General features: G+C 59.9%; 13 protein-coding genes. 10 read left to right on the forward strand and 3 right to left on the reverse strand.

Features of this window, described 5'->3' with window-relative positions:
* Nucleotides 1-377 precede the first annotated feature (377 nt).
* From HFP54_RS22650 to HFP54_RS22685, 8 genes are all read left to right on the forward strand, one after another.
* Nucleotides 378-1,994 carry a hypothetical protein gene (locus HFP54_RS22650; protein ID WP_168566897.1) on the forward strand — a complete coding sequence of 539 codons (1,617 nt, stop codon included), beginning with the start codon at nt 378-380 and terminating at the stop codon, nt 1,992-1,994.
* Nucleotides 1,995-2,181: 187 nt separating this feature from the next.
* Complete coding sequence (locus tag HFP54_RS22655; RefSeq protein ID WP_168566898.1) at nt 2,182-3,258, forward strand: hypothetical protein; 1,077 nt, start codon at nt 2,182-2,184, stop codon at nt 3,256-3,258.
* A gap of 284 nt (nt 3,259-3,542) precedes the next feature.
* Nucleotides 3,543-3,794 (forward strand): 50S ribosomal protein L27, encoded by a 252-nt coding sequence (gene rpmA, locus HFP54_RS22660; protein ID WP_145300089.1) that lies wholly within the window; start codon nt 3,543-3,545, stop codon nt 3,792-3,794.
* A gap of 180 nt (nt 3,795-3,974) precedes the next feature.
* Nucleotides 3,975-5,177, forward strand: coding sequence for a GTPase ObgE (gene obgE, locus HFP54_RS22665; RefSeq protein WP_146412922.1), 1,203 nt, complete (start codon nt 3,975-3,977; stop codon nt 5,175-5,177).
* Nucleotides 5,174-6,073 carry a type III pantothenate kinase gene (locus HFP54_RS22670; RefSeq protein ID WP_168566899.1) on the forward strand — a complete coding sequence of 300 codons (900 nt, stop codon included), beginning with the start codon at nt 5,174-5,176 and terminating at the stop codon, nt 6,071-6,073. Before obgE ends, HFP54_RS22670 begins: the two co-directional genes overlap by 4 nt.
* Nucleotides 6,074-6,119: 46 nt before the next feature.
* Nucleotides 6,120-7,100: a CAF17-like 4Fe-4S cluster assembly/insertion protein YgfZ gene (gene ygfZ, locus HFP54_RS22675; protein ID WP_235952212.1), complete on the forward strand. Its 981-nt coding sequence runs from the start codon at nt 6,120-6,122 to the stop codon at nt 7,098-7,100.
* Nucleotides 7,093-7,743, forward strand: coding sequence for an ECF-type sigma factor (locus HFP54_RS22680; protein WP_146412919.1), 651 nt, complete (start codon nt 7,093-7,095; stop codon nt 7,741-7,743). Before ygfZ ends, HFP54_RS22680 begins: the two co-directional genes overlap by 8 nt.
* Nucleotides 7,744-7,822: 79 nt before the next feature.
* Nucleotides 7,823-10,798: a serine/threonine-protein kinase gene (locus tag HFP54_RS22685; protein ID WP_168566900.1), complete on the forward strand. Its 2,976-nt coding sequence runs from the start codon at nt 7,823-7,825 to the stop codon at nt 10,796-10,798.
* A 5-nt stretch (nt 10,799-10,803) separates the two neighbouring features.
* Here HFP54_RS22685 and lepA read toward each other — a convergent pair whose 3' ends face one another.
* Both lepA and HFP54_RS22695 read right to left on the reverse strand, forming a co-directional pair.
* Nucleotides 10,804-12,603 (reverse strand): translation elongation factor 4, encoded by a 1,800-nt coding sequence (gene lepA / locus HFP54_RS22690; RefSeq protein WP_168566901.1) that lies wholly within the window; start codon nt 12,601-12,603, stop codon nt 10,804-10,806.
* 66 nt (nt 12,604-12,669) lie between these two features.
* Entirely contained in the window at nt 12,670-13,707 is a 1,038-nt protein-coding gene (locus tag HFP54_RS22695) for an ROK family protein (RefSeq protein WP_168566902.1), read from the reverse strand.
* 264 nt (nt 13,708-13,971) lie between these two features.
* On the opposite strand from HFP54_RS22695, the gene HFP54_RS22700 reads away from it, so the two are divergent.
* Entirely contained in the window at nt 13,972-15,342 is a 1,371-nt protein-coding gene (locus HFP54_RS22700; protein WP_168566903.1) for a glycosyltransferase family 4 protein, read from the forward strand.
* A 28-nt stretch (nt 15,343-15,370) separates the two neighbouring features.
* On the opposite strand, the gene HFP54_RS22705 is transcribed toward HFP54_RS22700, so the two are convergent.
* Nucleotides 15,371-17,137, reverse strand: a complete 1,767-nt coding sequence (locus tag HFP54_RS22705) for a B12-binding domain-containing radical SAM protein (protein WP_206036349.1) — start codon at nt 17,135-17,137, stop codon at nt 15,371-15,373.
* Between the two features lie 352 nt (nt 17,138-17,489).
* On the opposite strand from HFP54_RS22705, the gene HFP54_RS22710 reads away from it, so the two are divergent.
* Entirely contained in the window at nt 17,490-26,504 is a 9,015-nt protein-coding gene (locus HFP54_RS22710; protein ID WP_168566904.1) for a type I polyketide synthase, read from the forward strand.

Below are 26,504 nucleotides of genomic sequence, written 5' to 3' on the forward strand. Positions count from 1 at the left end.
AAATATTTTCCCTTTGCCCTCACCATCCGACGCGTCGCTCGCGTTTTCATGCCGCTTTGGACAGAAAACTCGACCGACGGGTTCATCGGTGGGGCCCGGTTTACCGCCCAGATGTCTTGAAACTTTTCCAAGTCGTTGCAACTTTTTCCAGTCTCATTCCGAGACATCCTGTTCAAATTTCGCACAGTGTGAAGCAGGCGATTGAGCGACCACAGCGGTCTCCCCACGATCAGGGGAAGCAAGACCAAGCAGGCAAAATCGATTCAACCCGATCAACCGGTCTGGACGATTGAACTGGGGTAACCGCAGGACCGCCGCGCCCCATCACGCGGGCGGCGCGTCCAGACCTGTCGCCCTGAAAACGTGGATTGCCGAACATGTCGTCACGTCCGTCACTGCCCCCAACGTCCACGCCCCGCGCTTCCACCGATGGTCGAGCCGTCACTGATCAGGCCGTCACTGGTGGGGCCGCGGATCGTCCGGTCGCCGCATCGATCGACCGCCGACGATTCGCCATTGCGACCGCTGCGATGGCGGCGGCTTGCATCGGTCGGACGTCCGATGCGGCACCGGCGTCCAAAACGGGGCGGGTTTCGCTGGTCGAAAACCCCGACTTGGATTTGTTCCGCGTCCGCTTGGCGATCAACGTTCAGGGGAACGTGAATTTGCCGTCCGACCCGCTGGTGTCCAAACGCAGCATGACGAAGCTGCCGATCCAAAGCGACGCGGTCTTTGATTACGAAGAGCGTTACCGGTGGCCGACCGATGCGAAACCAGGTTCGCCGGTGATGGGGCTGGAACGGTATTACCACGAAGCGGTCAGTTCCGGCACGCTGAGCAAGAATGATATCTCCTTCGGCTTGCGACCGACGGTCCGCCAAACCCTGGTCCGACGCGACATGCTGCCGGAAACCATTTACTGCGGCGACGATTACTTGACCCACGAGGAACTGGGACTGATCCGGACGCCTGTTTCAGCGGTCCAGTTGGGCGACCTGTTGCCGCTGACCGCGGTGGCCAAAGGCGATCAGTACGAAGTCAATCGCGGCACGATCGGCAACCTGTTGAACCTTTCGTCGGTGGATGACGGGAAGGTCGAAAACAAGATCGAAGACATCGACGACGCGATCGCCAAGATCACGATGAGCGGGAAGATCGATGGATCCATCGACGGCGTCCCGACATTGGTGCGGCTGGTCGGCAAGATGACGTTTGACCGAAAACAGAACGTCTGCAACTGGTTGGCGTTGGCACTGCACGAGACGCGGGACATCGGCAAAGCCGAGCCTGGATTCGACGTGCAGGCGAAGATCCGAATGATCCGCCAACCGATGCCGCGGCCGGCCGGGCTGCCCGCCAAACCCGTGGCGATGGACCTGACACGCCCCGTGCCCGGAAACCAAACCCTGGTGTTGTTGCACAGCGACGCCTTGTCGGTGACGGCGTTGATGGACCGCCGCTGGCGGATGATCAGCGACCGCCCCGGCGCGGCAATGATGCGGATGATCGACCAGGAATCCAGCATGGGTCAGTGCAACTTGAAGCCGCTGGTCCGATTGCCCGAAGGCAAGACGTGGACCTTGGCCCAGTTGCAACAAGACGTGCGACGATCTCTGGGCGACCGGATGACACGTTTCTTGCGAGACGACCGGATGACCAGCCCCGGTGGCATCGAAACCATGCAGCTGATCGCCGCGGGAACCGTCGAAGGGGTCGAAGTCCGCTGGATCGTCCAACACCATGCCGCGCCCAGCGGACGTCGCCTGCTGGCCACGTTCACGACCGATGCGGACAGTTTCGACGCCATGGCGGGCAGCGAAGTCCAGCTGGCCAGTACGTTGGAATTCGTCGCTCCGGTTCCCACCGGGGATGCCGAAGACGACGCAAAAGCCGACCAATCCGGCGATGTCACCCTGGCGGCACCGGAACCTGCGACGAAAGTGGCCGATGCGGGGGCCGCAGATTCGTTATCGTCGGCAAGCGATTTGCGATGATCCCAGGGGGCCGCTCGGGCCGAGGTGTGGAAACCGAATCGGGGTCGATTAGACTGCGGAGTGAAATCTGGATCCGAAAGTCCCGTCGATCGGGGCCGACGGGTCAACTGTCGCCCGCTGTGGGGTCGAATCGATCGCCCCGTTCGTCGTGCCCGCTGCGTCGCGTCCACTTCTCGCTGCCCCTTCTATGGCCCATTTCATTGGGACGTCCCGCATGATTGCATTGCCGTCGACCGCTGCCGCCCGGCCTGGACACCGCGGGCATGTCACGAATCGGTCCGCCGGTTGGTGGTTGTCCGGTCTGTTGGTCCTTTGCGGTCCGGCCGCATCGGTGATCGCCCAGAACGGTGCCGACGTCAAAGACCCGTCGCAGCAGGTCCAGACGCCGTTTGCCGCGGGAGTGTTGATCGAAATTCCGCCGGCGCCGAAGCCCGAAGAAACCAATTCGGGCCCGTTCCCGATGAGCGAACTGGAACAAATGCACCCGGAAATCGCCTGGCAGGGCGAAGCCTATCCCGAAGGCAAACCGCATTTCCAAGCGGCCAGCCGGACGTTGGCCCGGCGAGCACAAAGCGTCACGCTGCGTCGCGAGATCTATTGTTTGGAGTTTTCCTTCAAGCCGCTGCGTCAGATCTTTGCCGACGTCCCCGCACCCGGCGGCCAGACCCAGCGAAAGTTGGTCACGTATATGGTTTTCCGTCTGCGTTACCGGGGCAACGATCTGCGTCCGGCCACCGAACGCGTCGGCGATGCGGATCTGTACGAACGGATCGAAGCGGTCAGTTATCCGTCGAAGCGTGGTTTTCCGATCCTGGAATTGGTCAATCGCGAAACCGGCCGGCGGGTGATCGACCGTTTGCTGCCGTCGGTCAAAGAACAAATCACCCGGCGGGAACAAATCGTGGTTCCGCTGTACAACACCGTGGAAATCAGCCGGCAAAAGATTCCGTTGTCTCGTGACCCCGAAGCCCCCGGCGTTTGGGGGCTGGCCACGTGGACCGACGTCGACCCGGACATCGATTTCTTGTCGGTCGACGTCTTCGGGCTGACCAACGCCTTCGAAATCGATGATTTGGGCAGCGACAGCCAGTATCGCCGCAAGGCACTGTCGCTGAACTTCTTCCGCCCCGGCGACGCGGTCAATCCGACCGAAGACAAGATCCGCTTCGGCGTTCCGCCGTACAGCAACCCGATCGACCAACAGGTGATTCTGGACAAGTATGGCTTGGAAGAACGCCTTGATTATCGGTGGATCTTTCGCTAGCTTTCTCGATTCGAAATTCGCCGTCCGTCCGGCCTGAAATTTGCCTCGCCGCATATTCGCACCGTGGTGCCAGATTTCCGCGGCTTGGTGCCGACGAACGGATATGAACCAGTCGATCCCGATTTTCCCGATCCAGCTTCTTCCGATCCGGCAGCCCTTCACCGGCCGATTCGTGAAGGGTTTCCCCGGTCTGGTGGCACAGGCCATCGAAGATTGGGTCGCCCCCTGGTTCGAAACAGTTTTGCAATACGCACTTTGGCAATCCGAATAAAGAAGACCCATCGATGGCACACAAAAAGGGACAAGGTAGTAGCCGAAACGGCCGTGACAGCAACGCGCAACGTCGTGGCGTCAAGCGTTTCGGTGGCCAAGCGGTGACCGCCGGCAGCATCCTGGTTCGTCAGGTCGGCACCAAATTCAAGCCCGGTCGCAATGTCGGCATCGGCAACGATTACACGCTGTTTTCGTTGGTCGACGGCACCGTCCGTTTCGACCAGGAAGGCCGCCGGGTCAACGTCGACTTGGCCGAAGCCTAAGCGCATCGATTTGACCGACGCCCGGGAATCGCCCGCGATCCGTCTCGGCTGTTGACATTCATCGCCAGGCCAACCGTCAGTCCCATGGGCACGCGACGGTTGTTGGGTTTGCCGTGGTGAATTTCCGCCAGTCGATGCCGATGTGCGTCATCCCGGGCCATTGATAGACCAGCCGCAGCCATGTTCGTTGACCGTGTCCAAATTGAATTGCAGGCCGGTCGCGGTGGCGATGGTTGCATGAGCTTTCGTCGTGAAAAGTACGTCCCCCGCGGTGGTCCGGACGGCGGCGACGGTGGCAACGGCGGCAGTCTGATCTTGGAGGCCAAGCTGGGCGTTAACAGCTTGGCCGCCTTTGCCAATCGGCATTTCTATCGCGCCCCCAAGGGCCAACCCGGCCAAGGTTCGATGCGGCACGGGCGCAACGGCAAGGATGAAACGCTGTACGTCCCGCCGGGCACCACCGTGATCGATGCCCAGCACGGCTTTGTGATCAAAGACCTAACCCAGCCCGGCGAACGATTCGTGATCGCCCACGGCGGCAAGGGCGGTCACGGCAACGCACGTTTTAAGTCCAGCACCAATCAGGCACCGCGGCATCGCACGTTGGGCGAGGAACCGGAAAGCCGGGCGGTGATTCTGGAGCTTCGATCGATCGCCGACGTTGGCTTGGTCGGAAAGCCGAATGCCGGTAAAAGCACGCTGCTATCGCGAATCAGCAGTGCAAGGCCCGAGATCGCCGATTATCCGTTCACGACGAAACATCCCAACTTGGGAATCGTCGACGTGGACATGGAACGGTCATTCGTTCTGGCGGACATCCCCGGTCTGATCGAAGGGGCCAGCGAAGGCGTCGGTTTGGGACACGAATTTCTGAAGCACGTCGAACGCGCCGGCTTGCTGGTCCACTTGGTCGAACCGGCGCCGATCGACGGCACCGAACCGCTGCAGAACTACCAAGCCATTCGCGAAGAAATCTGTGAATACGATGCTTCGCTGGGCGAACGCGACGAATTGCTGGTCGTCACCAAAGCCGAATTGGACGGCGCCGACGACGTGGCCCGGGAACTGTCCGAACAAACGGGCCGACAGGTTCATCTGATCAGCGCGATGACCGGCGAAGGGCTGGACACGCTGACCGACGCGATCATGCAACGGGTCCAGCAACGTCGCCAAGCACTGATCGACGCGGGCGAAGACGTCGTGATGCTGCGGCCCGAAGACGCGAAGCCCACCAAAGGCGAAAAAGTCGCCAAGCGTCGGCGTCGGGTTCCGCCTCATTTGGCCGGACCCACCGCGCAGCTGAGCAACGATTTGCAGGCCAAGGATTTCCAGGACGGGGACGAATCGACTTCGGACGGCTCGGATCCAAAGGAGTCGTCTTGAGCGTCCAGGCATATCATCCGTCGGCCGCATCGTGGCAGCCGCCCGGAGGGATTGTGGCGGTCGACTTGGGCAACACGGCCGCCAAGGTATTGATCTCCGACGCATTGGCGGGCATTCGCCCTTTTGGTTCCGATCACGTTTCACCACTGTCCCGGTCATTTGCCATCGACGCCGGACCGTGGACCGACCAGGCAATCGATTGGGTGCGGCAGCACGCGCCGGCGGTGCATCAGTGGCGTCTTGCCAGCGTCAACCGCGGGGCCGCGTCACGACTGCAGTCGGATATTTTGAAACGATTCCCCGGCGCCGATGTGGTGCGGGTGGTTCACGACCGTGTGCCGGTCACCAGCGACCTGGCGGCCCCCCAGCGGATCGGAATTGATCGTCTGTTGTGCGCCTTTGCGGCCGGTCTGGCCGACCCCGGCCCCCCGCAACGTGCCACGACCTTGGTCGATGCAGGTTCAGCGGTCACGGTCGATTTTCTGGACGACCAGGGAATCTTTCGGGGCGGAGCCATTTTGCCGGGGTTGAATCTGCAGGCACGTTCTTTGGCGACCGGGACGGATCTGTTGCCCCAAATCGACTGGATCAGCGAAACGTCATTGCAGTCGCCCGGCAAGGACACCGTCGCGGCGATCCGGCTGGGCATCTTGTCGGGCGTTGCCGGAGCGATCGACCGGCTGGCGACCCGATACGGCACCGATCGGGTGCTGATCACCGGCGGCGATGCCACCGCGATCGCGCCGCACCTGAGTGTCCGCCATCGTGTCTGTCACGACATGGTGGGCGTGGGCATCCTGGCGTGCCGCTGTTGGTCGCCATCGGAATCAGCGTCCGGCCCCACCGATCCACCGCCCGATCCGGCCGACGCCACGCCGAGCCAGCGACACTGTTGACCGTTCCACTGCACTGGTATCCTGCCTTGCTGCAGCGATCACAGCCATGATTTACGTTCTGAACCAACCCACCATCGTTGACCTTTGTGGCGCCGACGCGGACCAGATTTTGCACAATCTGACCACGGCGGACGTGCGTGCGCTTGCCGTCGGCCAGGGCTGTGAATCGTTCATCACCGACGTCCGCGGAAAGACGCTGCATCATGTCATGGTGTATCGAACGGACCAGGGATTTCGTTTGGTCGGCCCCGGTGGCGAATCGGCCAAGGATCCCCAAACATCGTTTTGCCAACGCTTGGTGGACCACTGCGACCGTTACATCATCCGCGAAGACGCCACCCCGACGATCGTCGAGGGCGATTGGCGACTGTGGGTCGCCGACCCGGAATCTGCCGCCGGTTTGAACGATTCCTGGCATGATTGTTCGTGGCTGGGACCGGGCAGTCGGATGTGCTGGTCCACTGACGACGCGTCCGTTTCACTGGATGGGCCTGTCGGTGACCAAGCCGCGTTTCATTGGCACCGCGTCATCGCCGGATTTCCCTGGTACGGCATCGACTTGGACGATTCGAATCTGCCTCAGGAGGCCGACCGCGATTCCCAGACGATCAGCTTCACCAAGGGCTGTTATCTGGGGCAAGAAACCGTGGCCCGCCTGGACGCGTTGGGCCAAGTCCAACGAAAACTGGTGCACTGGGCGATCGGGCCGGCGGATGATTCACAGACGATGACCTCCGGCGATCCAGAACCAGTGGCGGTCACCGTGCCGACCGGCACCACGCTGCTGGCCGGTGCAAAGAAGGTCGCACGGTTGACCAGCTTGGCAACGCTGCGGCCGCCGAACGGCGTCGCCGAATCGGCGGTCGAAAAATTTCGATCCATGACGCAATCCATCTCGTTTCCCGTCGCCGCCGTGGCGATGGGTTTCGCCCGGCGAAGCCACTTCGACCCCGGCGCACGTGCCGAAGGATCCGATGCCGCCGGTCAACCGATCCAGGGTGAAGTATTGGCCGTGCCCCATGAATGATCCGCAAACGGAATCGTCCGAAGAATTTTTGGCTCAACTGGAACGGGTCCGCCAAGGCGATGATGAAGCGACGGCACAACTGTGGCATCGCTATTTTGCTCCTCTGGTGCGTTTGGCCGCCGGCCGGCTGCCGACCAGCTTGCGTCGAACCGGCGACGAAGAAGACATCGCTTTGTCGGCCTTCAACAGTTTCATCGCCGGAATCCGCCGCGATCAATTCCCCGATCTCAGCGGCCCGGACAACTTGTGGGGCCTGCTGATCACCCTGACCAGCCGCAAGGTGCACGCCCATTTGCGGCACCACACACGGCAAAAGCGGGGCGGCGGCAGCGTCCGGGGGGAATCGGTTTTCATCGATCCGGCCGGCGAAAAACGTAATAATGGAATCGGCGGAGTGTCCGATGACTTGGGCCCCCCCGATTTACAGGTCGAATTGGCCGAAGCCTGCGACACGCTGCTGGAACAGCTGGATGATGACCAGCTGCGCCAAATCGCGGTGATGCGGATGGACGGGTTTCTGGTTGACGAGATTGCCCAACGTTTGCAACTAAGCAAGCGGGCCGTTGAACGAAGATTGCAGTTGATTCGTCGTATCTGGAGCGAACAAGCTGAATCAGCGACGACGGACGACGCTCAGGATTAACGATTGTCCAGTGGGTGCGGCGACGTCACGGTACCAATCTAGGTAGGAATGCGACCTTCACGGACAACGGATCCACGGGATGACCAAACAACTGAGCGACCTGACGGCAAGCGAATTGGCCCGCCTGGACGCGATCTGCCTGGAATTCGAAGACATGCTTCGCAAGGGCGTCAACAACGTTGACGACCTGATCGCATCCTTCCTGGACCGTTTCGACGGATCCTCCAGCGAAATGTCCCCCGACCCGATCCTGCTGAAACAGGAATTGGAGTTGGTCGCCCGTGAATATGCCGGCGACGATTCTCCCCGACCGGTGATGGATGCGTCTCGAGGCGCATTCGGTCTGCCTCCGGTTGACGATACCCCCGGCGCTTCGACAGGATCCGCCGGCACCGCGACCTCACCCCCTGCCAACGGGCCGCCGCAAAGCGGGTCGGCCGGCATTTCCCCCACCGGCCACAAGCACCAGGCGGTCGTTGACGACGGATTGCCCCACATCGGTGACACGATCGGCCCGTACATCATCGACGGCGAACTGGGACGCGGCGGGATGGGGATCGTGTTCCGCGCGACCGACACACGATTGGATCGCGTCGTGGCGATCAAAATGCTGTCGGTCGGCGGAAAACATCACGCGGAATTGGTCGAACGTTTCCAACGCGAAGCCAAGGCGGTCGCCAAGATCGTGCACCCCAACATCGTCGAATTGTTCGATGTGGGCCAACACAACGGTCTGCCCTATGCCGTGATGGAGTTCCTGCACGGTGAAACGCTGGTCGATCGATTCAAACAGGCACGATTGTCGACCGACCAAGTCCGCCAAATCGGCGTTCAAATCGCCAGCGCGCTGGCCACATGCCACGCTTCCGGTGTGATCCACCGCGACTTGAAGCCCCACAACGTCATGCTGATGCACCGCAGCGGTGGCGTCGATTCGCGCATGAAATCGATCAGCGCCTCTAGCGTCGCCGATGAAGCCACGCTGGTCATCCAACCCGATGACTCACCGACGTCCGGTTCGGGCGTATCGGTTTCCTCTCGCAGCAATCTGACCGTCAAACTGTTCGACTTTGGCCTGTCGCGGGTTCCCCGTGGCGGGCTGGAGGTCAACGATGCATTGCCCGCCGACGCGGATTCACCGGTTGCCCACGATGCCAGCACCCAGGGCGGATTGGATGACCAAACTCGGGCAGGTCTGATCCTGGGAACACCGGGTTACATGTCGCCCGAACAAGCCCGCGGCGAAGCGGTCACACCGGCGGCCGACTTGTTCGGCCTGGGTTGCGTCTTGTACGAAGCGTTCTATGGGCGTCGTGCGTTCGAAGGCGAAACCTCCGCGGATCGATTCGCGGCATCGCTGCACAAGGAACCGCTGTACGACCCGATGCGACGCCGTGATGATCCGGAATTGGCCGAAATCATCGAACGCTGTTTGGCCAAGTCCGTTGATGACCGTCCCAGCTCGGCCGCCGAGGTCGCCGAAGCGTTGCGAATCGAACCGGTTGCCGACCCGTCGGGTTCGTCGATCAGCGGATTCGGTCCACCACCGGTCTCCGATGCGACCTTCGGCCGTCGACGATTTGTTGAATCGTTGATGGGAGGTGCGGCCGGCCTGATCATCGGCGGGCTTTGGCACCAACAGCTGACCGCAGCGATGTACGACATCCGATCACTCGGGGTGTTGACGTTCGTCGAACGTGGCAAGACGCAAGAGACGCAATCACTGCGCCGCGAAGATCTGGGCGAACGAATCGCCAGCGAAGGCGAACAGTTGTCACAAGCGTTGGTCAACGAACTGAGCAAAGTGAAAGACCTGACCGTCGCGAAGTTCTTTCCGCTTTACGCCCAAAACCCAAAACAGTATCAAGCCGCCGCACGAGAGCTGGACGTTGACGCGTTGGTTGACGGCCAGTTTCGACGCATCAGCGATGACACGGGTCAGTCCAAAGCACTGGAGATCAATCTACAGATCATTTCCGGCGACGACGGCAAACAACTGTGGGGCGATACCGTCTTGGTCGCCGGCGGCGACAATTTATTGGAACGCAAGACGATGGCGTCGGCTTTGGTCAAAGCGATCGGCCGCGGCTTGTCATCCACACGTCAATCCATCGACGGTCTCCGGCGTCCGAAAGATCCCGAGGTGCTTTGTTGCCTGAACAAGGGCGAAGTCAGCAACGATCCGGACAACGTCGGCGCGATGCGAAAATCGCTGGCTTGTTTCCAGCACGCATTGGAAGGCGATCCGGAATACGCCGAAAGCCACGCCGGGGTGGCGTTGATGTCGGTTTCGTTGGCGGGTCGTGTTGACGGAGACGAATGCGTTTCGTTGGTCAACAAAGCTCGCGATCACATCCGCCTGGCTTTGACGTTTGACCCCGACAACATGAAAGCAAAACTGGCCCGGGCGATGATCGATTGGCAAATCGATTTCAACTATGAACCGGCCTACAAAGCCCTGGAAGAATTGGCCCCCCAGTATCCCAACGCTTGGCAGGTGTATCACCAATGGGGGCTGTTGTCGCTGACGATGTCACAAAACGCGATCGCGTTGCAACAGCTGCGAATGGCCGTTCGTTTGGCACCGCGCCTGCAATCCGCCAAAGCCGATGTGGCTCGTGCCCAGTGGTTGCGTGGTCAACGCAGCCGAGCCAGCAAGGACGCACAACTGGAATTGGAAGAACGGCCCACTGACGTCTATGCCCGAGGCCTGTTGATCGATCTGCATGAACAAATCGAAGACTTCGCCGCCGCGGCTGCCGTCGACCCGGAGTTTGGTTCCCCCACCGGCGCCGTATGGAATCGATCGTCCTACCAAAAGCGACGCGCACAACGGCTGTCGGCCATTCCGTACGGACCGTTCGGCAAAGTCAGCAACCAGATATTGTTCTGGCAACGATTCGGCAACACGGAACTTTCCAGTTACGAACAGTTCCACTTGTGGTCCAAAGCACAGTCGCCGTCGTTGCCGTTCCTGTTGGCCCGGCACCCGGCGTTGCTGTCGATGCGGACAGCCGATTACGGACGCGAGGTATTGCCGCGTGGCTTTTTCTAGAACGACTAAGCCTGCTCGGAATCGCTAAGCACGGCCATGAAGGCTTTCTGGCTGATCTCGACGTTGCCGATGGCCTTCATGCGTTTCTTGCCTTCCTTTTGCTTTTGCAGCAGTTTCCGCTTCCGCGTGATATCGCCACCGTAACACTTGGCCGTCACGTTCTTTCGCATCGCCGGCACGGTTTCTCGCGCGATCACACGGCTGCCGATTGCCGCTTGGACCGCAACCTCGAACATGTGACGTTCGATTTCCTTCTTCAAACGCTTCGCCACCGCACGGCCACGGCGGTCGGCATCGGCGCGGTTGCATACGACGCTGAGCGCGTCGACGCGTTTGCCGTTGACCAAGATATCCATCCGCACCAGATCCGCCGGTTCATAGCCGACCATTTCATAGTCCAGCGTGCCGTAACCGCGGGTGCAGCTTTTGATTTTGTCGTGCAAGTCGTAAACGACCTCGGCCAGCGGGATGTCATAAGTCAACATCGTGCGTCCGGCGGCCAAGTATTCCTGGCTTTTCTGGATGCCACGTCGTTCCTGACACAGCTTCATCACCGGACCAATGAAATCATCCGGAACGATGACATTGCATCGCACGATCGGCTGGCGAAATTCTTCGATGTCGCCGGGATCGGGCACGTCTTGCGGCTTGTGGATCTCTTGGACCTCGCCACGTTTGTCGGTGATCTCGTAAGTGACGTTGGGCGCCGTTTGCACCAAGTCGATGTCGGCTTCGTTTTCCAACCGTTGCTGGATGATTTCCATGTGCAACAGCCCCAGAAAACCGCACCGAAATCCGAAGCCCAAGGCGTCACTGGTTTCCGGTTCAAATTCAAAGCTGGGGTCGTTGATCGACAATCGCTCCAACGCGTCACGTAGTTCGCTGAAGTCTTGGCCGTCGCTGGGGAACAAGCCGCAATAGACCATTCGCTTGGGCCGGTCATACCCCGGCAAAGGCTCGGCCGGTTTGTCGCCGGGAATGCTGACGGTATCGCCGATGTGAACATCGGACAGACTTTTGATGTTGCAAATCAAATAGCCGACTTGGCCGGCCGACAGCGAATCACGAGACTGGCGTTGGGGCGTGAATTGGCCCAATTCGACCACTTCGTGCTCGGTTCCGGCACGCAGAAAACGAATTTTCTGGCCTTTGCGCACCGTGCCCTGCCGTATCCGCACGTAGGTGATCGCGCCACGAAAATCATCGTAGTTTGAATCGAACACCATCGCCTGCAGCGTGGCTTTCGGATCACCGCCGGGATCGGGAACGTGTTCGATGATCGTGTCGATCAGCCCATCGACGCCTTGCCCGGTCTTGGCACTGACGCGAACGCATTCGTCCGGGTCGGTTCCCAGACTGTTCATCATTTCTTCGGCAACTTCATCGGGCCGCGCGTGGGTCAGATCGATCTTATTGATCACCGGGATGATGGTCAGATCGTGTTCCATGGCGGCGAACGCGTTGGCCACCGTTTGAGCCTCGACACCTTGAAACGCATCGACCAGCAATAGCGCGCCTTCGCAACACGCCAACGACCGTGACACTTCGTATTGAAAGTCGACGTGCCCGGGCGTGTCGATCAAGTTCAGTTCATAGTCTTGACCGTTTCGATTGAAACGCATCGTCACGCTGCGTGCTTTGATCGTGATCCCGCGTTGGCGTTCCAGTTCCAAGTCATCCAACAGCTGCGATTTCATTTCGCGTGTGCTGACGGTCCCGGTGACTTCCAACAGGCGATCGGCCAGCGTGCTTTTGCCGTGGTCGATGTGCGCGATGATGCAGAAGTTGCGTATTATTGTGGACATAAAGATCGCTATGCGAATCCGCCCTTGGGTCAAGGACGGTGTGAATGGTTCAACCGATCAATCGATTCAGTCGTGACGCGGATGTTCGTGTCGGGCGTATCCGGCGGCGCCCAGGTAACCAGCGTCGCCGCCAAGGGAAGCGAACTGGATCGACGTGCCTTCGAAAACATTGTCGAACGTGCGAGCCTGAAACTCATCGGCCACGCCCTTCAGGAATCGTCGGCCGACATCACAATCGGCACCGCCGAAGTTCATCGCGCCGCCCAGAACGACGCTGCCGGGATCGGTGATGTGGACAATCGTGGTGACGCCGATGCCCAACCATTTTGCCGTTTCGTCGACGATTTCCAATGCCAACTGGTCACCTTCGATCGCGGCTTCCCAAACCCGCTTGGCGGTCAGTTCGGTATCGCTGCCACCCATCGAACCGCTCAAACAGCTGTCCTGACCACGGGTCAATTGCTGCAAAGTTCGCTGGACCACGGCACTGGCCGACGCGTAAGCCTCCAGTTGCCCACGGCCGCCCCCCCAGACACACAGCCGTGCGGTGGGCGATGGATCGACGATCAGATGCCCACATTCGCTGCCAAAACTGTTCACCCCGTTGACCAATTCGCCGTCGACGATCAGCCCGCCGCCGACGCCGGTGCCCAGCGTCAGCAACACCATCGAACGGTCCGCACGCCCGCTGCCCAGCCAAAATTCGCCGTAGGCGGCCGCGTTGGCATCGTTCAAAAACGTGACCGGCCTTCCGAATCGCTGGGCGATCGCGTCGACCAGATGATAGCCCCACCAGCTTGGCAATTGTGGCGGCTGAACGAGCGTCCCGGCCTGCAGATCCATCGGCCCGGGAGCCCCGACGCCGACCGCGGCCACCCGTGTTTGAATGCCCAACTGACGGTCGATCTCTGCGGCCACCTCGGCGACGCGACCGACCGCCGCATCGGGACCTTCACTTTCACGCGTCGGGATCCGACGATACGCGACCGTCCCACCGCCGCTGTCGACCAGGCCGATTTTGATGCCCGTGCCGCCGATATCCACGCCCCAGTAAAATGGCGGTTTGGCGTCACCGATGTCGATCAATGCAGGGGTGCTGGTCATACGTTGGACAGGATCGTCGGTGGGCCGCGGCACGACGGTGGGGTGGTTCGCGTGCAATGCTGAAATGTCAAAGACGTGGAAGTATAGGAACGCCCCGACATCGTCACAACGCGGCCCCTTTTTCACATTCCACCGCTGTCAGTTCCTATCCGCCCGATTCCGTCGCCCGATCACCCCAAGTCGGCGCCCGGGTCGGATCCCCCGCATCGGCGTCCGGTCCAACCTGTTCGTCCCCACGTGCACCGAGAAGTATCCCCCCAGCCGATGAAGCTTGTCTATTTGACCGCCGGAGCCGCCGGGATGTTCTGCGGCAGTTGCATGCATGACAACGCTCTGGCCAGGGCCCTGGCAGGCAAAGGTGTCGATTGCGTCCTGCAACCGCTGTACACACCGATTCGCACTGACGAAATCAGCGTCGCGCGATCTCAGGTTTTCTTCGGCGGCATCGAAATTTATCTGCTACAGCGGATGCCCTGGCTGCGATTCGTCCCCGCCACACTACGTTGTTGGCTGAACCATCCGGCGATCCTGCGATGGGCGACCCGCCGCGCCGGATCGACCGATCCGGCCGTCCTTGGCGACCTGGCCCTTTCGATGCTGCGGGGCGAACACGGCCGCCAAGCCGATGAAGTCCGGCGTCTGGTCGATTGGTTGGAATCCGACATGCGCCCCGATGCCGTCGTGCTGACCAATTTGCTGATCGGTGGCATGCTGCCCACACTCAGGCGACGGCTGCCGGAAACCAAGATCATCGTCTTGCTACAGGGCGACGACATTTTTCTGGACCACTTGCCCGAGCAACAACGTGGCGAAGCGATCCGGCTGTGCAGCGACTTGGCCGAATCGGTGGATCATTTCATCGTCAACAGCTGCTTCTATGGCGAAAAGATGTCGGCTCTGTTAGGCATCCCCGATGATCGATGGTCGGTGCATCCGTTGTCGATCGACGTCGCCGAAATGCAGGCAACCCCAGACATCGACGGCCCCGTCTCATCCGACAACTCGAGCGGTTTTAGGCTGGGCTACCTGGCACGGATCGCACCCGAAAAGGGTCTGCACCATCTGGTCGATGCTTTTATCGAATTGTGTCGACGCAACGAAACGCCCGGCATCGAATTGCACGTCGCCGGCTGGCTGGGCGACCAAAACCGACCGTACTTTGATCAGCTGGTCCGTCGAATCGAAGAAGCGGGTCTGAGCAACCAGTTCTTCCATCACGGCAGCCCCGACCTGAACGGCAAGATCCGGTTCCTGCGGTCGCTGGACCTTCTTAGCGTGCCGACCGATTACGAAGACCCCAAGGGGCTGTTCGTTCTGGAAGCGTTGGCCAATGGCGTGCCGGTTGTCCAACCCGACCACGGCGCGTTCGGCGAATTGGTACAGTCCACCGGTGGCGGTTTGACATATCCCTGCGACCATCCTGACGGACTGGCGGACACGATCGCTCGGCTGCGCAGCGATGACGACTTGCGAATCGAATTGGGACGCAAAGGCCAAAGCATCGTCGGCGAAAGGCACACCATCGATGGTGCCGCCCAGAATTTGATCGACCTGATAAGGTCACTTCAAAAGCACGAGCACGACGATCTTCCTTTGTCGCCTGAATCTGGCAAGCCCGCGGCAGAGAACGTCTGATGGCCTGGACGTGCCAGGTCCGCTTGATTCAAGTCGAACCGGCATGGCTGGTCGCCGAAACCGGCGAGGCATCGGCTGGCGATTCGACCACCGGCAACGTGCCCAATCTCCGGTGCATTTCCTGGACACTGCGTGGATACGCCGCGTGGTTTTCGGCAAAGTCGATCGAAACGTCCAACGCGTCCAGCATCTTTTCGGTCTGGCCGTGAAAATGCAGATACGATCCCATCAAGGTGTGAGCGTATTCGAACTTGGTCGGCCCCATCAGCGCGGCACGGAAAAAGTTCCGCAGGTACAACCAGCGCGTTGATCGGTCGGACAACAACCGCCAAGCGATCGTGCGAAACCCGCGAAACATCCGCCGAAATTCCCAGCCATTGGGAACGTGTTTGTTGACAATCTTGATACGCCGGGTCGTGTCCAAAACACGATCCATGAACGCTTTGGGGCTGTAAACGGTCGCGATGATCGTCCGCAATTCTTGATAGATTTCCAGCCGATCACGCTGAGTCACAAAATTCAAACCGCTAATCGTTTGGTCCTTGGACTCGTTGCTGCGAAGTTCATAATCCGCTGATCCATCGGAAAGCCACTGATGATTGGAATCGATCAGCCGTCGTTCCCGCGCTAAACGACGCGTCAACTGTGTGTTTGGCAGAGCACTTAACAGCCCGACCATCGACAACGCGATGCCACTTTCCTGGATGAAGCGAATCATCGGACCATCAGTTCCCGGTTTATCCGTGTCGAACCCGATGATCAGCCCGGCAGCGATCGAAATGCCGTGATCATAAATCGTGCGCACCCGCTGAATGATGGGCTGGACGGTGTTGATCCGTTTTTGGGTATGGATCAACGTTTCTTCGTCAGGCGATTCGATGCCCAAGAAGACATACCGGAACTGAACCTCGCGCATCAGCTTCATCAGATCCGTATCGTCCGCCAGGTTGATGCTGGCTTCGGTGGAAAACACAAAGGGGTAATTGTGTTCTTCGTTCCAGGTCTTGATGGCTTCCAGCAATGGACGAATCAGTTTCCGATTTCCGATGAAGTTGTCATCAGTGAAATCCACCCATCCGCGATAGCCCAAGTCGTACAGCGTTTGCAGTTCCGCGACGAATTGCTGTGGCGTTTTCACACGCGGAACGCGACCAAACAATTCGATGATGTCACAAAATTCACAGTTGTACGGACAACCACGCGATGACTGGACGCCGACGTGCAAATAGTCGTCAAATGAAATCAGATCAAATCGTGGCGTCGGGGTCTTCGTTACGTCCGGTTTGCGTTCGGATTGGAACAATCCTCTCGGATTGCCGTCACGCCAACTGTCCAGCCAAATCGGAATGGTTGCCTCGCCTTCGCCGGTGACCACCGCGTCGGCATGTTCATAGATGTGGGGTTGGCTGGTCGGATCGGGACCGCCCACGGCAATGAACTTTCCGTCGGCCTTGGCCTTTTCGATCAGCTTCAAGACGCCGGGCTGTTGCGGCAGCATACCGCCGGTACAGATGACGTCGGCGTTCCGCCAAGCTTCTTCGTCTAGCGGCCGGACATTCAAATCGCACAGTTCGAACTGCCACGTTTCGGGCAAAAGGGCGGCGACGGTCATCAGCCCCAAGGGCGGCGCGGTGGCCTTGGCCCCGATCGCCCGAGCACTTTCGACGAAATTCCAGTAATTGGTCGATTCGAAGCACGGCTGAACCAACAGACAACGGATCGGACCGTCGGGGCTTTCCGGCAAATGCCCCAGGCCGGCCAATGCGGCATCGTGCAGTGCTTCGGAATCGGACATCGGCGGTCTCCGTCGTTTCGGTTGCTGTTGGCCGGCCCATTCACCGGATTTCGGTTTCGCTTCGACCCGGTGGCCGGACCTTCAAATGCCCCCCCGCCTGTGCCCCCCTTTCCGCTGTCGTCGGTCACCGCTCCGAAGAACGGTTTCTGGGCTCCAGCGTCTACCACGATCCTCCGAACGACGCGACCAATCAAGCTCGCAAGGATAATGCGGCTTATCACGCCATTTACCGCCTATAAGGCAGGTTAACGCCTGACCATCAAAGGAAAGCCTGGGAGTTTCCCCCGCTCATACTAGACTGCGTGCTTGTCGCACCCCTCGCGAGCCTGCACTTTTCTGCCGCCGATTTGTCATGCCAGCCCCGTCGTCGAAGCCGAATTCCGTCCTGCTGACCGGTGCCACCGGGATGGTCGGATGCCACTTGCTGGATCGGTTGATCGACCGCAGACGAAACGTCGTCTGTCTGGTACGCGGGCAAAACGATGATCAAGCCCGCCATCGTGTTGATGAAGTTCTGAAGCGATTCGGGCGACGATTGGATGATCACGCCGACCAGATCGAGGTCGTGGCCGGTGACCTTTCGGCCGAAGCGGTCGGATTGTCTCCGATCCATCGTGAACATCTGGCGGCCCGCGTCGACACCGTGCTGCACTGCGCCGCGTCGCTCAGTTTTCGCCCCGCCAGCGAATCGGTACAGGGCGAACCGTACCGCACTAACGTCGACGGGACCCGTCACTTGGTCCAACTGGCACGCCAAATCGGTGTGAAGGACTTTCACTACGTGTCGACGGCCTACGTCTGTGGCGCCCGCCGCGGACGCGTGTTGGAAGCCGATCTGGATCACGGCCAATCGTTCGCCAACGATTACGAACGCAGCAAGTTGTTGGCCGAACAGATGCTGCGGAACACGCCCGGCATCCGAGTCAGCTTTTATCGTCCGTCGATCGTGATCGATTCGACCGGGCGATCCCCCGTCACCGCAGACCGAACGGTCTACGGCGCCTTTCAAACGTATCGTGCTTTGGCAAGCCGTTTCGGTCTGCCCCGTGAAGGCGGATGGTTTTCGACTTTGGGCTTCACCGGTGACGAACGCAAAAACCTGGTCGAAGCCGACTGGGTCGCCGATTCAATCGTCGCTCTGATGCACAGTCCGCCGCACCATCAATCCACGTACCACTTGACGGCACCGTCGGGAACTCCGATTCAACAATTGGAAACGGCATTCCGCGAAGCATGTCGGCGCGAGGGCGTAGCCGAACAAAATGGGAATGAATCGGCCGAAGCGTCCGCGGTCTTTCAAACGATGGCTGCCCCGTACGTCCGAACCTTCCTGCCCTATTTCAACAACGACCCAGAATTTGACCGATCTGCAACCTCCGGTGCTTTGACCGGCTTGGGACGTCCGGTCGCCGGTGACGTCACCACCGGCGATTTGATCGCGTTGCTTTCGACCGACAAAACGGTTTCACCGGCCAAGATCAAGGCCGAACCGCCCGTCGCACCTCTTGTGCGCGAAGATTCGGACGACCAAAGCGATGACGGCGATCCGCTGGTGATTGCGGGCTTCGACGTTTGCCTGCCGGGCGGCGCGGTCGGCCGCCAAGCTTTCGCCGACTTGTTGTTTGCCAACCGATCAGCGATCGACGAAGTGCCCCACGACCGCTTTGACCGATCACTGTACTTTGATCCGCGCCGCGGCCAAATCGGAAAGTCCTACACCACGTTGGGCGGTTGCGTGGGTGAATCAGCGATCGGACCGGATGTGGTCGATCGAGCGGCAAGGATCGGGCAATTTGATCCCTGTCACCTGCAATTCGCGACCGTGGCGTTGTCAGCCTGGCAACATGCCGGCGCCGAAGCCAACGAAGACTTGGCGGCCCGTTGTGGCATCTACGTCGGACACAGTGGCGGAACCAAACTGGGTGGCCCGCTTGCCATGTCGACCTTGGCCGAAGTGGTGTCCGAACAGATTCGCGAAGTCGCAGATTTCCCGCGCAGCAATGATTCCTTGCGTGGCGAAGTCACCGCAACCTTGGCCCGGCGACTTCGCGAAACACGACCGCATCGAAAACTGGACGCTGAAACGCATTTCAATGCCTATTCCGCGGCCTCATTGTCGGCACAACTGTTGAACCTGGGCGGCCCTCGTGAAGTCGTCGATGCCGCGTGTGCATCGTCCCTGGTCGCATTGCAACATGCGGCCACTGCGATCCAAGCAGGCCGAATTGACACGGCGATCGTCGGCGGCGCCACGTACAACAGCGTCGACAATTTGATCCTGTTTTCGCAGTCACAAGCCTGCAGCGACGAACACAGTTGTCCCTTCGACGAAAACGCCAGTGGGCTGATCAGCAGCGAAGGATACGTCGCGGTCGTCCTAACGCGTCGCAGCACGGCACGGCATCATGGCTTGAACGAACTGGCTGAACTGGTCGGCGTCGGTTTGGCATCGGACGGTCGCGGAAAAAGTCTGTGGGCCCCGCGGACCGAAGGCCAGCAATTGGCGATTCGCCGTGCCTATGATCGTTCGCCCGCGTTGTCCATCGACTACATGGAATGTCACGCGACCAGCACCCAAGTCGGCGACGCCACGGAATTGACCTCGCTTTCGACCTTGCTGGAAACCGATAGCAACCGCGGCCCCGGTCGCCCCTTGGCGATCGGCAGTGCCAAAAGCAATTTCGGACACACCTTAGAAGCCGCCGGGCTGGTTGGTCTGACGAAGGTCCTCGTTGCAATGCAGCACGAAACGCTGCCAGCATCCCTGAACTTCAAATCACCGACGCCACACTTTGATTGGACGCAAGGCCGCTTAAGCGTGGTGGACCATAACCAAGCTTGGCCGGTCAATACAAACCGCCAAGGCAAATCCGCCGCGGTCAACGCATTCGGCATCGGCGGATTGAACGCTCACGCGGTGATCCGCCAAGCGGGGCCGACCAAGCCCAAAGTACCGAATCACGGTTCAAACCAGTCCGCCGTCCGCGTTCGTCCGGCCGATCGGTCGTCGCGACCGACGCCGGGCCAACCGATCGCAATCGTCGGACGCGGCGTGGTTCTGCCGGGTGCGAACAACGTGGCGGCCATGTCCGCGATGTTGGCAAACGGCCGGTCGATGATCGCGTCGCCTCCCCAAGACCGATGGACGGGCGAAAACGTGTTCGCCGTCGACCGTCAGCCTTTCCGAACACCGCATTGTCTGGGCGGTTATATCCGCGACTATCAGTTCAACGGTCAACCGTATCGAATCCCGCCCAAGCAAGTCACCTATGCCAACCCGATCCAGATGATGCTGATCGATGCGGTACGGCAGACACTGGATGAATTGGGCGAGCCCGCGGATTTCCATGTGCCCGCCGACCGCGCGGTGATCGATCGCCGCCGAACCTCCGTGGTGGTGGGAACGATTTTCGGTGGCGAGTTTTCCAATCAGCTACAGGTCGGCATGCGAGTGCCGGAAATCTGCCGACACGTCCGCCAATGCCTTTCTGGTCAAGTCGACGTCGGAACATCCATCGACCGTTGGATGGATCAGTTCGCCCAGCACCTGATCCATCGCCATCCCGCGATTTTGGACGAAACCGGCAGCTTCACCGCCAGCACTTTGGCTTCGCGTATTGCCAAGACATTCGATTTGATGGGCGGTGCGTGTGCCGTCGACGCCGACGACGCATCCGGAATGTTGGCCCTGATGACGGCGGTCGACCAACTGCGGTTTGGTCAAGCGGACACGGTGATTTGCGGCGTCGCACAGCGCTCACTGGACTTGGTTGCTTTCGAACAATTGAGCCTGAGAGATCAACTGGTCCGCAGCGGCCGGCCCATCGATGTTCCGGACGATTGCCGCCAGATTTTGCCAGGCGAAGGCGTCGCGGTTCTTTTGCTACAGCGTCGCGAAGACGCCTTGAGATCCGGACACAAGATCCACGGGCTGATCGACCACGTCGGGTGTGAACGCATTGCCGCCCAGCATCGCGAAGACATTCGCTGTGATGCCATGGCCGGTGACAAACTGAATGCGGGATTGGTTCGTCAGTTCGGCTATCTTTCGGGCGCGCACCCGATTGTCCGAACGGTCGCCCAGTCGATCCGTTGGGCTCAGCCGACCGCCGCCGACGAACCGTGTGAATTGTTCGCCGTTGCGGAAGACGGATTCGGTGTCCGCGCATCACTCACCTCAGGTCGATCGGAAAACGACGCCGCTGTCTCCAGTGCAACGGCCCGTCATACCGAATCGGCGTCACCGATATCCACGACTTCCGCCGTCCGAGTTTCCGATGAACTGGGTACATCCGCCATGTCGCCACAAGCCACACTAGACGAATCGATTCGCCCAGTGGTCTGCCGCACCGATTCGGCCTGTGCCAGTTCGCCACGATGGCTGGTTGCCACCGAAAACGACCAAGAAGCGATCCGCCGGCATCTAACAAGCTGGGCGGAAGACCCCGATGGCGCGTTTGCATCGTCCACCGCTACATTCTCCGGTTCAACGAGTCGGTTCACAGCAGGCTTGGTCGTCACCGATCACCAGCGACTTGCCGAACAAGCTTCACGCTTGCTGAAATTGTGGAACCAGGGCACGCGTGTCACGGTGGATGAACGTGCTTGTGGGCTTCTGTGGAAGAACCAACCACAGCAGGACCGAGTCGCTTGGCTGTTTCCCGGCCAGGGATCGCAATACCCTCGCCGTCCCGAAATCATAGACCATCAAGCGGAATCCCAACGTTCGTTGGACGATTTCGACAGGGAACTTCAGACGCTGGGCATTGCGCCCATTGCGAACCGATTGCATGATCCCACACGAACCTTGGGTAAAGATGTCTGGTGGACGCAACTGTGGGTCCTGGGCGTCAGCCATGTGATGGCTGATTGCCTGGCCCAGGCGGGAATCCCGATGCACGTCGCAACCGGACACAGTTTTGGCGAATGCGGCGCGGCGTTGCACAGCGGGGCAATGAATCTGGCCCAATCAATTCGCTTTGCCAAACAACGCAGCGAAGCCGTTCTGACCAACGTCCGGCAATCAGGTTGTTTGCTTTCGGTCCGTGGCGACGCCAGCCGAATCGCATCGGCCCTGAGTCAAGGCGACTGCGACGTCGTCATCACGCACCACAATGCCCCGCAACAAGTCGTCGTCGCGGGAACGCCGGACGCCGTTGCCCAAGCGAAGGCCGTGCTTTCCGACGCTGGTTTGGCCGCGGTGGTGATTCCGGTACCGGCGGCCTTCCACACGCCGATGATGGAATCGGCGGAAAAGATGCTGCGTCAGACCTTTGCATCGCATCGCTTGCGTCCGCCGGTCTGTCCACTGCTGTCGTCCGTGTCGCTGCGTTACCTGGCCGATCCCGACGAGATCCTGGAAAACCTGATCAGCCAGCTGACGCGACCGGTTCAGTTCGCGGCAACCATGGATCGGCTGTGCGATGACGGCGTCGGATTGATGGTGGAAGTCGGCCCATCGGACGTCCTCACACGCTTGTCCCGATCACGAAACGATGACCGCGCGATCGCGTTGTCCTTGGATGCCGGCGACGATACCGAGCGGCAGCTATCGCTGATCCGTTTGGCAACGACCGTCGTCACTGGTAAGCCATCGGACGTGAATCGTGGGTTGCAGCCACCAATCTCTGCCGCCACCAACGATGTTCGCCACCCCGAAGTGGATCAACGGATTGTTTCCGGGGCAACCGAGGCGGCGATCACGATTGTCGACGTGACGGACAAGCGGCGCAAAGCAAGCCAGAATTCAGTACCGCGATCGTCTGGCGAAAGCACAGCGTCACTTTCCGCAGGTGATTCAAACGGTCATCACGTCAATGGCGTTCCCAATGGACGAATCGCCAACGGTCACATCAGCAACGGCATCGCTGATTCACACACCCAAGTGAATCATTCGATCCGTGACGTCAGCTCCAACCGCATGCTTCCACCGACCGACGCGGTTTCGGCCGTTCATCCAACCACCGGCAATGCTTCCACCGACACGACCGCGAAACAGGCATCTGATTTGTTGGTCAACCTGGTCGTTGAACTGACGGGATACTCGCCCGACATTGTTGAATTCGATGCCGACCTGGAAGCGGAACTGGGTGTCGACAGCATCAAAAAGGCTCAGATCATCGGCGAACTGGCCGACTGGTCTGGCATGAAGCTGGATCTGGCCCAGATGAAGTTAAGTGACTACACGACGCTGGGCGACATCCTAAATCTTTATTCCCAGCACTTCGGCCAACCTGATTGTGGCCAACCCGCTGTGACAGCAGCGGTGGCCCCGGCCGCGTCTCCGCCATCGGTAACCGATGCCGTGGCAATCCCGTCGGCATCCGCGGCAATCGTATCCGGCCGTGGATCGCTATCACAATCCGTTTCATCGCTGATGGTGGATTTCGTCGTCGATCAAACCGGTTACTCGCCGGACATTGTCGACATGCAAGCCGACTTGGAAGCCGAGCTGGGCTTGGACAGCATCAAGAAGGCACAACTGCTGGGCGAATTGCAGGAACAATACGATCTGTCGGGTCTGGATCTGGGACAGTTGAAGCTGTCCGATTTCCCAACGCTGGGCAGTATTCGTGATTTCGTTTTGGAACAGCTGGGCGAAGACGTCACGACCGCCACTGAAAAAAAAAAGCCAACCGACCAAAGTAGCGTCACGCTGACGCCCCAGTCGCTCGACCAGTCAGCGTTTTCGAATCATCGATCGCACCCACATGGATCCGATACCAGTGCCGTGGCCGAAACGCCACGGGGTCCGATTGGTGGCGTGTCCGTCGAGCCGGCCCAAGGACACGGCAATGGCGTCGCGGTGGGCGTTTCCGATGTCACGCGTCCGGTCGGAACGACGTTCCCATCAGACAACGGTATTCCAACGACGCCAGAGGTCGAAGCACCGGCCCGCGGGACCTGTCGATTCGCATTGCGGACCGTTCCCGCAGCACGTTTAACCGGCATGCCGAGGCAACCCAATTTCTCGGGTGATGCAATTGTCGTCGGTCACAACCCGATCGCCGATGAAATCGAACGACGCTTTGGACAAACAACGTTTCGGTGCCATCGTTTTCCCGACCATTTGTCCAGCCGTGATGTGGACCACTGGCTGGACCATCTGTGGGACCAACACGCCACGCCGCATCTTTTCGTCACGACACCTCGCGACGACGCTGCGCTGGACACGCTGGATGCCAAAGCATGGGGGAAACGCCGTGACGCCGCGCTGATGACACCGTTTCGTGTCTGTCAGCGATGGATGCAGCGGATGATTGACGATGACCAAATGGATCGCGCCAGTCTGTTGTCGGTCGTCGATGCGGGCGGCAATTTCGGCTTCGATGGTCAATGCATGCCCTCGGCCGAATCGGGTGGTATTGCGGGGCTGACCAAAGCCATGCGAATCGAATCCTGGATGCGTGGCCATCGCGAAACGCCGATGCTGATCGTCGACGGTGCTCCCGGTGCCACCGCATCGGATGTCGTCGACGGCGCATGGCGTGAACTCGCCCAACCGTCACACGACGAAGAAGTGGTGGTGGATGAAGATGAACGCTGGACCATTGATGCCTGCTATCAACCGCTGAACGAATCAGGCGGGCCGGTGGGGCCACCCAGCCGCGGCGGCGTCTGGGTCGTCAGCGGAGGTGGCCGCGGGATCACCGCGATGACCGCGATGTCGCTTGCCCAGCGTTACGATTTGTCACTGCACTTGCTGGGCACCGCCCCGAATCCGTCGATCGACGATGCGACGCGAAACGCCGCATCCGCCGATCGAACTCAGTTGCGCCGCGATGTGATTCAACGCGCCCAACGCGAAGGCCAAAATCCGATCGAAACGTGGCGGGACTTGGAAAAGGCCATCGAAATCGACCAAACGCTATCGCAGTGTCGTCAGCGCGGAATCCGGGCGGTGTATCACAGTGTCGACGTATCCGATGGGCCGGCAATCAACCAAGTCTTGCAACAAATTCGTACCAGTGACGGACCGATTCGTGGGGTGCTGCACGGTGCGGGTGCCGGTCAAGACGCACGGTTCGATCGAAAACGTCCCGACAAAGTCGCCAAATGCATCGGGGCCAAAGTCGACGGATGTCTGCAACTGGCAACCGCCACCAACGATGATCCTTTGGAATGGTTCATCGGTTTTGGGTCGATCAGCGGTCGCTTTGGTGCCAACGGCCACACTGATTATTCCCTGGCCAACGACATGCTGGCCAAGTGCATCGACCGTCTGCGTCAACAGCGCCCGGACGTCCGCTGCGTTACGTTCCACTGGCATGCCTGGGGCGACATCGGCATGGCGGCCAAACCGGAAGCCAAGCTGGCGCTGGAAATGATCGGGATGCAATTCATGCCGGCCGATGAAGGGCTGCGGCACTTCATGAATGAACTCGAATACGGTGGTGATCTTCCCGAGGTTTTGATCACCGACCGACGTTACATTCGCAAGTTCTTTCCAGGCCCCGCCATGCGGGAAACCGGAAAGCCAGAATATCCGATGCTGGATCCATCGTCGCGTGGGATCGCATCGTCCCAGGCTCACACCATCACGTTGGACCCGACGGTTGACCACTTTCTGAATCAGCACACCGTCGGCGGAAAACCAACGTTGCCGATGGTCATGGCCATCGAAATGATGGCCGAAGCGGCTGCACTGCAGGCCGGCCAGCGACGTATCACGGCATGCCGGAACGTCCGCGCGATCGCGGCCTTGAAATTCCACCATGACGACGCGATGGCATGTGAAGTCATCCGTGAAACGTCGTCATCGGAATCCGATGGGGATGGTACCAACGGCCGTTCCCAGCGGTGGCGTCTGTGCGCCGATCTGCGGCGTGGCGACGGCCGAATGGTTGAAGAGTGCCGCACCCATTTTTCCGGTGAATTCCTGGTTGAAAACGGTTTGCCCCATCCAGATCCGCCACCGGCTCCGGTGCAACACGGCGTTTGGGACGACATTGAATACCTGGGCACTGACGCGCCCGTGTACCACGGTGAATCGCTCCAGTGCTTGCGTAAGGTCATGGTTGATACGGAACAATCCAAATTGTGGGGCCGCATCGCATCGCCATCCCCCGCACACTTGGGCGGGGAAGATCGACCGCTGGCGGGTTGGCAGATTCCCTGTGCCGCGATGGACGCTTGCTTGTACGCCGCGGCGGTGCTGGCATATCGACTGCACGATCGTCCGTCGCTGCCGGTCGGTTTTGATCAAATCGCTTTGGGACGTCTGCCATTGGCCGGCGAACCGCTGCTGATTCACTGGTCCGTCGAACAAAGCCTGCAGCATGGCCTGCGTTTGCAAGGCAATCTTTCAGGTCAAAACGGCGACACGATCGCTCGATTCGACGGTTACGACATTGGTTGGCTTCGCTAG

Origin of the sequence: Crateriforma spongiae (assembly GCF_012290005.1) — a bacterium.
GTDB lineage: Bacteria > Planctomycetota > Planctomycetia > Pirellulales > Pirellulaceae > Crateriforma > Crateriforma spongiae.

Excerpts from the sequence above, each read along its gene's own strand:
- rpmA (WP_145300089.1), top strand. The coding sequence starts at position 3,543 with ATGGCACACAAAAAGGGACAAGGTAGTAGCCGAAACGGCCGTGACAGC.
- ygfZ (WP_235952212.1), top strand. The coding sequence starts at position 6,120 with ATGATTTACGTTCTGAACCAACCCACCATCGTTGACCTTTGTGGCGCC.
- HFP54_RS22695 (WP_168566902.1), bottom strand. The coding sequence starts at position 13,707 with ATGACCAGCACCCCTGCATTGATCGACATCGGTGACGCCAAACCGCCA.
- obgE (WP_146412922.1), top strand. The coding sequence starts at position 3,975 with ATGTTCGTTGACCGTGTCCAAATTGAATTGCAGGCCGGTCGCGGTGGC.
- HFP54_RS22655 (WP_168566898.1), top strand. The coding sequence starts at position 2,182 with ATGGCCCATTTCATTGGGACGTCCCGCATGATTGCATTGCCGTCGACC.
- HFP54_RS22710 (WP_168566904.1), top strand. The coding sequence starts at position 17,490 with ATGCCAGCCCCGTCGTCGAAGCCGAATTCCGTCCTGCTGACCGGTGCC.
- HFP54_RS22680 (WP_146412919.1), top strand. The coding sequence starts at position 7,093 with ATGAATGATCCGCAAACGGAATCGTCCGAAGAATTTTTGGCTCAACTG.
- HFP54_RS22685 (WP_168566900.1), top strand. The coding sequence starts at position 7,823 with ATGACCAAACAACTGAGCGACCTGACGGCAAGCGAATTGGCCCGCCTG.
- HFP54_RS22650 (WP_168566897.1), top strand. The coding sequence starts at position 378 with ATGTCGTCACGTCCGTCACTGCCCCCAACGTCCACGCCCCGCGCTTCC.
- HFP54_RS22705 (WP_206036349.1), bottom strand. The coding sequence starts at position 17,137 with ATGTCCGATTCCGAAGCACTGCACGATGCCGCATTGGCCGGCCTGGGG.
- HFP54_RS22700 (WP_168566903.1), top strand. The coding sequence starts at position 13,972 with ATGAAGCTTGTCTATTTGACCGCCGGAGCCGCCGGGATGTTCTGCGGC.
- lepA (WP_168566901.1), bottom strand. The coding sequence starts at position 12,603 with ATGTCCACAATAATACGCAACTTCTGCATCATCGCGCACATCGACCAC.